The organism is Methylobacterium sp. Leaf94 (genome assembly GCF_001426045.1).
GTDB lineage: Bacteria > Pseudomonadota > Alphaproteobacteria > Rhizobiales > Beijerinckiaceae > Methylobacterium.
On record NZ_LMRM01000044.1, the window covers coordinates 1 to 8,917 of the forward strand.

Sequence of the window (8,917 nt, forward strand, 5' to 3'; positions counted from 1 at the left end):
CACGCCCTACGAATTCATCTGCCACACCTGGACGAAAGAGCCAGAACGCTTCAGGCTCGATCCGTCACACCACATGCCGGGACCAAACACCTAGTGGGAGTGGCACACCGAGACCAAGAAATGCGAATCGAGGGGCCACCCTCATATACCGTAAGCGCTGTTTTCAGGCCACGGCTTTGAGGGCTGGCATGGCCTGGTAGGCCCATGGCAGGAGGTCGTCGAGATGGCTCTGTGGGTGGCCCTCGACGATGCGGGTGATGACGTCGGTGAGATAGGCGTGCGGCTCGACGCCGACGAGCTTGCAGGTCTCGATCAGCGAGGCGATCACCGCCCAATGCTGGCCGCCGCCGTCCGAGCCGGCAAAGAGCGCATTCTTCCGATTCAGCGTCAGGGGCCGGATCGCGCGCTCGACGATGTTGGATTCGATCTCGACCCGGCCGTCGTCGAGGAATAGGCTCAAGCCGGCCCAGCGCGAGAGGGCGTAGCGGATCGCATCAGCGAGTTTGCTCTTGCGGCTGACGAGCCCGAGCTTCTCGCGCAGCCACGGCTCCAGTGCCTCGATCACCGGCCGGCTTCGCTCCTGACGCACGGCACGCCGCTCGTCGGCCGGGCGACCGCGGATCTCGGCTTTGATCCGATAGAGCGCGGCGATGCGCGCCAGCGCCTCCGTGGCGATCGGCGAGGCGGGGCCAGGTTCGTAGAACAGCCGTCGTGCGTGGCTCCAGCAATAGGCCAGCCGCACCGCGCCCCCCTTGGCCAGCACCTCGTAGGCGGCATAGCCGTCGACCTGCAGCACGCCTTCGAACCCAGCCAGATGCGCAATCGGCCGGCCGGCGGTGCGGTCGGGGGCGTAGACGTAGGCGACACCGGATGGATCGGATCCGCCCCAGGGCCGGTCGTCACGGGCGTACGCCCAGAGCTGACCGGTCTTGGTGCGCCCGCGCTCGGGATCGAGCACGGGCGCCGTGGTCTCGTCGGCAAACAGCTTGCCCGAGCGCTTCAGCGTCTCCAGCAGCCGCGCGTGCACCGGCCGGAGCAGGAAGGCGGCCCGCCCGACCCAGTCGGCGAGCGTCGAACGGTCGAGGACGACGCTATGGCGGGCGAAGATCTGCGCCTGGCGGTAGAGCGGCAGGTGGTCGGCGTATTTGGAGACGAGCACCTGCGCGACCAGCGCGTCGGTGGGCAGGCCGCCCTCGATCAGCCGGGGCGGTGCCGGGGCCTGCACGAACGCGTCCTCGCAGGCCCGGCAGGCGTAGCGCGGGCGGCGGATCACCAACACCCGGAACTGTGCCGGCACCACGTCGAGGCGCTCGGATACGTCCTCGCCGATCTTGTGCAGGGCGCCCGAGCAGCACGGGCAGGCGTTGCTGTCGATGTCGACAAGGGTCTCGACCCGCTCCAGGTGGGCCCGCAGCGCCCCGCGGTTGGTGCGGCGCTTGAGCCCCCGGGCCGTCTTCTTGGCCGGCTCGGCCTCCTCGGCAGCAAAACCCGCGGCCTCGACTTGTTCGGCCTCTTCCAGCCCGAGAAGGAACTGGTCTTCGGGCAGGCTCTCGGCCCGGCGTCCGAAGCGGTGGCGCTGCATCGCCAGGATGATCTGGCGCAGTCGCTCGTTCTCGGCCTGCCCCTCGACGAGTTGCGCCTTGAGCGTCTCGGGATCGTTGGATGGGGGTGAAGCAGGCTTGGCCACGGAGCGGATTAGAGCATATCTGCCAGTGCCTTACCATCGCCCGAGAGCAACCGGAGCAGCCTTTTTGCTCACCCTGCGACCGCCGGTGCGATGACCGTACGCGCCACATGAACACGCTTCCAGTCGAGCCCTTCGAGCAGGGCTGCGAGTTGCGCCGCCGTGAGGCGTACGACGCCATCCTCGATCTTCGGCCAGCAGAACTGACCGGCCTCCAGGCGCTTGGTCGCCAAGACCACCCCGCTCCCGTCCCAGAACAAAAGCTTGGCCCTTTCCGTTCGCTTCGAGCGGAACACGTAGACCGTGCCGGAGAATGGATCCCCGCCCATCGCATCTCGCACCAGAGCGGCCAACCCGTCCATGCCCTCGCGGAAGTCTACCGGCCGCGTCGACATCATCACGCGCACCGCACCGGATGGCCCGATCATGCCGTGGCCTTAAGCGCCCTGATCACCGACGCGATCGTCGCTTCACACGCGTCCGCGCCGATCCGAACGGTCACGCCAGCCAAATCCAGCTCAATCGCGGCGGTAGGCGTACACCGATGCGAGGTCCGAAGCCGGGATCGTCGCGGCGCTGGATCGGTTGCTACATCCTCGACGAGCGCCGGTACGAACCTCAGCTGCGGGGCTTCGGGAAGCGCAGTCACCGCACGCCGTGCTGAGCGAAGCCATGTGAACAGGTGCTGCGGGCTCATCCCGTGTTGGCGAGCGACCACCGAGACCACCGCGCCGGGGGCGGTCGCCTCGGCCAGGATGTGCTCACGCTCAGCATCGGACCAGCGCCGACGGCCGCCCACGCCCATAATCACGTCCAGCCGGCGGAACGACCGCGGCGGCTCGATCATATGCTCAAGCATAGACATAAAACGATCCGAACCCGGGACCGTCAGAATCCCCCATCGCAATCAACCCGGGAAGGGCGGCTCCAGACACCGCTTACCATATACCGTTTTAGAGTGCGTTCTCAGGCCAGGGCACGCAATAGCTGTGTTGCCCCCCCAATTCGAGCTCACAGGCGAACTCGCAACGTCGATGCACGCTCGCCTGCTGATACATGTCCGAGGCTGTGTAGTGAAGCCGTGCTGGCTTGGGCCAGCGAAGAATCTTGCTTTATCTCTGTTCCCTGCTGGCCTCAAAAGGGAGCAGTCCTGCGAGCCAGCCTACGGCCCACCTAAACCCAGTTGGAACTGCGGCCGGCAAAGCATACCCGACGTCTGAAAAGATCGTAATATGTTGGATTGCTACACCAAGCTTACGTGTATCTTTATTTTTGGGAGAAACAAGTTTCTCGCAAAAGATCCCAATAATTGTCTCTCCGGCAGTCGTATTCCCCTCCGCACTGATTACGAACTCGTGAGTCGACCATGCAGAACTGGTTCGAATTTTCGCAGCGCTGCGCCCATTCACGGTGATCTCGAGATTATTTCGTGTCAAAGATCGGACTCTGATCTGCATCCGCATCGTTCCAATACGATCGGGCAGAAGCGTATTGGGGAACCCGAGAGTAGCAGCCGTGTCAGCCGTCCATGTGAAGAGTTCCTCGGCTGCGCTGAAGCCGGTTCGTTGGAAATACTTGGCATTTCCTTTGCCGAAAACCAACGCGAGCACCGCTGCGCGTTCGACCTTGGTGCGCGTTTTCGGCGGACGGGCATAATCACGCCATTGCGATAGCATGTTGACTGTCAGGGTTCGCTTGCGCAGTTCCGCACCGTACGTGTCTGGTCCGCCTCGGTACGCATGGATGATCTTGACGATCTCATCCTGGCAGCGCGGCAGCTGCGGCACCTCGGCCGCTGGACAGGATGCGATGAAGTCGTTGATCCGATCGCCGTCGCGTTGCCACTGTTCATAGTCATTCACGATCGCGACGCGTGCCAAAGTCCCCATTTTCTCTAAATCGGTCCGATCCCGCAGATTTACGGAGCAGACCGATTCATTAAATAGAATACCATTGTGCCAGTTAGAAATATATTCATTATGTGTTGGGTAATCCCAAGCGATCACCACCATTCCTCGCGCCATTGCATCGAGGAAGGCATGCCCAATGCCTTCGGCGACGCGTGGTGCAACAAAAACGTTACAAGACCCGAGCACTTCGTCGAAAGCAGCTTTACTGTCAAACCAATTCGACGTCGTCACCTTACAATCAAAGTCGTCTTCGACTGACGCGCTGCCAACCTTAGCATCGTCCCGCGGCAGATGAACGTGACACGAGTCGATCTGCCCCTTTAGAAGTCTGCCGACGCTCTGTGTGTTGATTGGAGAATCGGGGAGCCGGTTCCAGAAAAAGCAGCGCAGCGAATCGTAACTCGTGACGGCTGGAAGCCGCGCTGGATCTGGGGCGTATTTAACCAGCAGGCTCTCACAGCCTAGCTGCACGGCGCGGGTATGAAGCGTTTGCGAGAAGTTGATATATCTTGCTTGGCGGTTCAATGCCCAATGCTCATCCGGTAATCCATTGGAGCCATCAAACATCTGGAAAACAATTACCTTCTTTCCCTGCGATATAAAATACGGAGTCAGAAAGTCGACTTGTGCCAATACAACATAATCGGCTTCGTCTTGTAAAAGCGAGGGATCGAACCGCGCTTTCGGATCGACATAGACTGTTTTTACGATAAATCGTTCTTGTAAAAGTTTTACTAAAAAATCAAAAGACTTCGTTTTGGTGTGAAAGATATGGTCGACGAATAATAGCGTTTCCATTCTCAATTATCCATCCAAGCAGCGTATTTCTGATCAGTGTCGGCGATGTACAGAGCACGAGACTGCGCCGCGCGGTCCATCAGGTCCTTGCGATCACTGCGTGACAGGGTGGCTATCGCCGCCGCCATTTCGGAGTTGGATCCGCACGAAGTTCCGCAGGCGTATAATTTGATCTGTTCGGCGAAACCAGTCCCCGCCTGGCCGACGCATTGCCGACCGAACAACAGCGACTCCATGAGCATCGCCGAACCACGGTATTCGTAAGTCGCAGCGTCGTACGGCATGAGGCAGATATGAGAGTCGGCGTAGGATTGGACGATTTCCGAATAGGGCAGCACGCCCGGCAAGAGTATCACGTTAGGGATCGAATACAGCTTGTTGAGAAAGTCTTTGTTTGCAAATTGTTCGCTTGCATGCAGATTTTGAATAATAAACCTGATCTCTGGATTAAATATATTTGTGGCTTCGATGATTTCGATTAGTCGAAAAAATCCTTTGTCGCGCCGTCCTGAGCCGCCACACAAAACAGTGAATGGCGTGTTTGCACTCAACGCGAGCATGTCCGTCTGGAAAGAGGGATAGGGTGTCGTGCTGAACGCAACGCCGGAAAGGTCTGTAAGATACCGAGAATATTTCGGCGTTTCCGCAGACAAGCTAATGCTGTAGCCTTCCTTTTTCAGCGCCAGGATCCGCTGCACAGGAACGGGCAGCGTGTTCGATCCCAACGAATTCACGTTTTCCATGACATTTATCAGGCGAACGAGTAGGCGCGGACGTTTATGCTGTTCAAGGCGGCGGATCGCGTTTGAAAGACCAATCAGCGCGTAGTAATCTGCGCTTGGAAACAACAGTGTATCATCAGAGCTGATGTCGACTTCGATGAAAAATCGGAAAAAATCGTAAGATGCAGCATCGTCCTGAGATTCGAACAGATTTTCGTCAAATTGATGATCTTCGCTTGGTATATTTTCTATTTTTATCAAGTTATCATAGTAAAAATTGAAAAAACGATGGATTTCATCCTTCTCGGTGCCGATCGGAAGATGTCGACTTGCAAAGATTTCAACATTCTCAAAATGCTTGCGGGCGAATCCGGCAAAATAATGAAGCGAATTGAGACTGTGCCCGTAGTTCATGGCGCAAACTGGATCTAGGATAAAGCATCGCCTACCTCGCATGCCATACTCGCTTTCTAGAAGTTGTTCGTATTGACCAATAAATTTTGCACTGGGTATTATTCCAGTGGATCATTGCGCAGCCTGCACTCGCATAGAGCATGCCTGTTCGGTACGGAAGCGCTCGTAAAACACATCGACGGATTTTTGCCCGACACTGGGTGGAGGATGAGCGATCTCGTCTCCGCCTGCGGTCGGCGCTTACCGGCAATCCGACAGACAGGATACCTGAATCGGTCAAGGTTGCCTAACCACGCCATGTTGAGGCCAACGCGGCGGGGACGACCCGAAGAACCATCGGCCGTTGCTTCCGCGTGTGAGTGTGCCGAAACGCCAGCCTTGTGGCTGATAAGCGCGGCGCCGATTGCGCGAGTGGATCGTGGAATGCGTGGGATCGGCCGTTCAGAGAAGTCGTGACGAACCGACCGCACGCAGCGCATTCGATCGCGGAAACGTGTCAGACGTCCCTCGGTCAACGATCTTCAGCGTACGAGTTTCGTGACAGTTTCAGAGGGATTCCGCTGGCGTGGCTCTGATTGATCTGCGCTGCATCGGTGGAGTCGCTTGCAGCGGCTTGTAAGGCCCCCTGCCAGCGTCGGTGCGATCGTCGGGACCGGCGGTCCTTTCATTCGGGCGCTGGAGAGGGGAGTAAAGCGGTTTCGAAGAGAGGGGGCTGCGCTGTCGGGCACAGCGCTTCGATGGAGGCCCCGGTCTCGAACAGGCCCAGGTCGAAGCCGGATCGGTGGACATCACGCAGGAATGCCGGGCAGACTCCGAATGTTCATGGAGATTCCGCGACGCGCCCCCGCCTTTCTGCATCCTATTCGAACACCGGCTTTCAGGTCGTCTTTTAAATTTCCCTGCGTCCTTCGCCCTTCGATCGACCGAACCGCGCCTCCTGCGAGGGAGGCAGGATGATCCAGCACTTGGCGGCCCCCCCCCTGTTCCTGTAGGGACGTCGCGATTGATGCCGACACGACATCGCATCGCACCATGCTCGATGCTGCTGGCGACGAACGACCCCGAACCTGGAGCCGAATGTGACGAACAAGCGCGCACTGATCACTGGAATCACGGGGCAGGACGGAGCCTATCTTGCTCAACTCCTGCTGGGTAAGGGCTATGACGTACACGGCGTCGTTCGGCGCTCGAGCCACGCAGGTGTCTTCGATCACCGGCTGAAATGGCTTGGCATACAGAATGACGTAGAGTTGCATGACGGCAACCTGCTCGATCTGTCGAGCCTCGCCCGCATCGTGCAGGCGGTCCAACCCGACGAGGTCTACAATCTCGCCGCCCAGTCCTTCGTGACCGCGTCGTGGCAGCAGCCCCTTCTGACCGGTCAAATCACCGGCCTCGGTGCCGTGAACCTGCTCGAGTGCGTGCGCACGCTGAAGCCCGACGCCCGGTACTACCAGGCCTCGTCTTCAGAAATGTTTGGTCTGATCCAGGAGCAGATTCAGAGCGAGACGACCCCCTTCTACCCGCGCTCTCCCTACGGTGTGGCCAAGCTTTATGCCCACTGGATGACGATCAATTACCGCGAGAGCTTCGCTCTTCACGCCTCAAATGGAATCCTGTTCAACCACGAATCTCCGCTGCGGGGCGTCGAGTTCGTGACGCGCAAGGTGACGGACGGTGTCGCCCGGATCAAGCTCGGCCTCGCCAAGGAACTCCGCCTCGGCAACATCGATGCGAAGCGCGACTGGGGCCACGCAAAAGACTACGTCCGTGCGATGTGGATGATGCTCCAACAGGACGCGCCGGATGACTTTGTCATTGCGACGGGGCGCACCGTAACGGTCCGCGAAATGTGCGAGATCGCATTCCGCCACGTTGGACTGACGATCGACGATCACCTCATCATCGACGAGAAGCTCTTCCGCCCAGCCGAAGTCGAGGTTTTGCTTGGAAATCCGGCCAAGGCGCAGGCGGCATTCGGCTGGCAGGCCGAGATCACCCTCGAAATGATGATCCAAGAGATGGTCGAGGCCGATCTGAGACGCCTCGGTGCAAAGTCCTGATCATTTCAAATCCGTGAAGCGGATCCTTGTAACCGGAGCTGCCGGCTTTGTCGGTCGGCATGCTCTGACGACGCTCGCGTCCGCTGCGGGTCCCACTGACGAGATTGTTGGTATCGGGCGAGGCAGATCTGCGGATCTGCCCGCGGGGGTGACCTTCAAGTCTCTTGATCTACTAGATACTTCTGGTTTGGCAGACTTTATTGCGACCTTCCGGCCAACGGATATTCTGCATCTAGCTGCGATTGCCTCCGTACAGCAATCAGCAAGTGCGCCGGGTGAGACGTGGCGGGTCAATATCGGCGGCCTCCTGAACCTAGCTGAGGCCGTGATACGTTTCTCTCCAGAGGCAACACTGTTCTTTGTCAGCTCTGGCGAGGTTTATGGCCGAGCATTTCTCACTGGCGATCTTTTGACTGAGGAGGCCCCACCGGATCCCTGCGGTGCTTATGCCTGCTCGAAATGGTTCGGCGAGATGATTCTTCGTGACGTCTTGAAGAACGGACGTTTCGTCGTGCTCCGCCCCTTCAATCATATCGGCCTGGGCCAGGACGAACGATTCGTCGTGCCGTCCTTCGCCGGACAGATTGCGCGAATTGAAGCCGGTCTCGTTCCACCGGTGCTGGAGGTCGGAAATCTGGACGCCGCGCGCGACTTCCTCCCGGTGGCCGATGTCGTCCGGGCCTACGCCATGCTGATCGCGCACGGTGCGCAGATCAAGAGTGGCACGGTGTTCAACGTCGCCTCGGGGCAACCTCGAAGTATCGCGAGTGTCCTCGCCGACATGCGCCGGCACGCCCGTGCGCCCTTCGAGGTGCGCACTGCAGCGGACCGGATGCGTCCGTCCGAAATCCCGGTCGCGGCTGGTGACGCGTCGCGGCTTTCGGCATCGACCGGTTGGGTTCCGCGCGAGGATTGGGACACGACACTCTCGGACATCCTTGCTTACGCCCGCACCAATCTGCGTGGTTAAACCCGCGAAAAGGCTGAACCGATGAGCGAATCCTCCAATCTAATCCACCCGATCATTCTCTGCGGCGGTTCGGGCACGCGGCTCTGGCCGGCATCGCGCGAGAGCATGCCCAAGCAGTTCACGCCGCTCGTGGACCCCAAGACCTCGACCTTCCAGGCCACCGCCCAGCGCCTGGGCGATACCGGCGTGTTCGCGCGCCCCACCGTGCTCACCAGCAGCGACGCCCGCTTCATCGTCGCCGAGCAGCTGCAGCAGGCCGGCATCCAAGCCGACATCATCCTCGAGCCCGAACGGCGTGACTCCGCCGCAGCGGTGGCGGTCGCCACTCTGCACGCAGCCCGGCGCGACCCCGAGAG

The 8,917-nt window shown here is 59.6% G+C and carries 8 protein-coding genes; 3 read left to right on the forward strand and 5 right to left on the reverse strand.

Going from position 1 to position 8,917, the window contains the following annotated elements; translation table 11 throughout:
- Positions 1–163: 163 nt before the first annotated feature.
- From tnpC to ASG63_RS25515, 5 genes are all read right to left on the reverse strand, one after another.
- Entirely contained in the window at positions 164–1,687 is a 1,524-nt protein-coding gene (gene tnpC, locus ASG63_RS18405; protein WP_056219846.1) for an IS66 family transposase, read from the reverse strand.
- A 68-nt stretch (positions 1,688–1,755) separates the two neighbouring features.
- Positions 1,756–2,112, reverse strand: coding sequence for an IS66 family insertion sequence element accessory protein TnpB (gene tnpB / locus ASG63_RS18410; RefSeq protein WP_056219850.1), 357 nt, complete (start codon positions 2,110–2,112; stop codon positions 1,756–1,758).
- A complete protein-coding gene (gene tnpA / locus ASG63_RS18415) occupies positions 2,109–2,543 on the reverse strand; it encodes an IS66-like element accessory protein TnpA (protein ID WP_162248653.1) in 435 nt (144 codons plus the stop codon). The genes tnpB and tnpA overlap by 4 nt, the downstream gene beginning before the upstream one ends.
- Before the next feature lie 253 nt (positions 2,544–2,796).
- A complete protein-coding gene (locus tag ASG63_RS24600; RefSeq protein WP_082559391.1) occupies positions 2,797–4,392 on the reverse strand; it encodes a glycosyltransferase in 1,596 nt (531 codons plus the stop codon).
- A 2-nt stretch (positions 4,393–4,394) separates the two neighbouring features.
- Entirely contained in the window at positions 4,395–5,528 is a 1,134-nt protein-coding gene (locus ASG63_RS25515; protein ID WP_156394249.1) for a glycosyltransferase, read from the reverse strand.
- Between the two features lie 1,079 nt (positions 5,529–6,607).
- Here ASG63_RS25515 and gmd point away from each other — a divergent pair.
- The 3 genes from gmd to ASG63_RS18435 form a co-directional block, all read left to right on the forward strand.
- Positions 6,608–7,591, forward strand: coding sequence for a GDP-mannose 4,6-dehydratase (gene gmd / locus ASG63_RS18425; RefSeq protein ID WP_056219859.1), 984 nt, complete (start codon positions 6,608–6,610; stop codon positions 7,589–7,591).
- 13 nt (positions 7,592–7,604) lie between these two features.
- Complete coding sequence (locus ASG63_RS18430; protein WP_056219861.1) at positions 7,605–8,561, forward strand: NAD-dependent epimerase/dehydratase family protein; 957 nt, start codon at positions 7,605–7,607, stop codon at positions 8,559–8,561.
- Between the two features lie 21 nt (positions 8,562–8,582).
- Positions 8,583–8,917 (forward strand): sugar phosphate nucleotidyltransferase (locus ASG63_RS18435; protein ID WP_244479970.1); only part of this gene is annotated, 335 nt, incomplete at its 3' end.

Coding starts and splice junctions, on each gene's coding strand:
- tnpB (WP_056219850.1), bottom strand. CDS start 2,112: ATGATCGGGCCATCCGGTGCGGTGCGCGTGATGATGTCGACGCGGCCG.
- tnpA (WP_162248653.1), bottom strand. CDS start 2,543: ATGCTTGAGCATATGATCGAGCCGCCGCGGTCGTTCCGCCGGCTGGAC.
- ASG63_RS24600 (WP_082559391.1), bottom strand. CDS start 4,392: ATGGAAACGCTATTATTCGTCGACCATATCTTTCACACCAAAACGAAG.
- ASG63_RS25515 (WP_156394249.1), bottom strand. CDS start 5,528: ATGAACTACGGGCACAGTCTCAATTCGCTTCATTATTTTGCCGGATTC.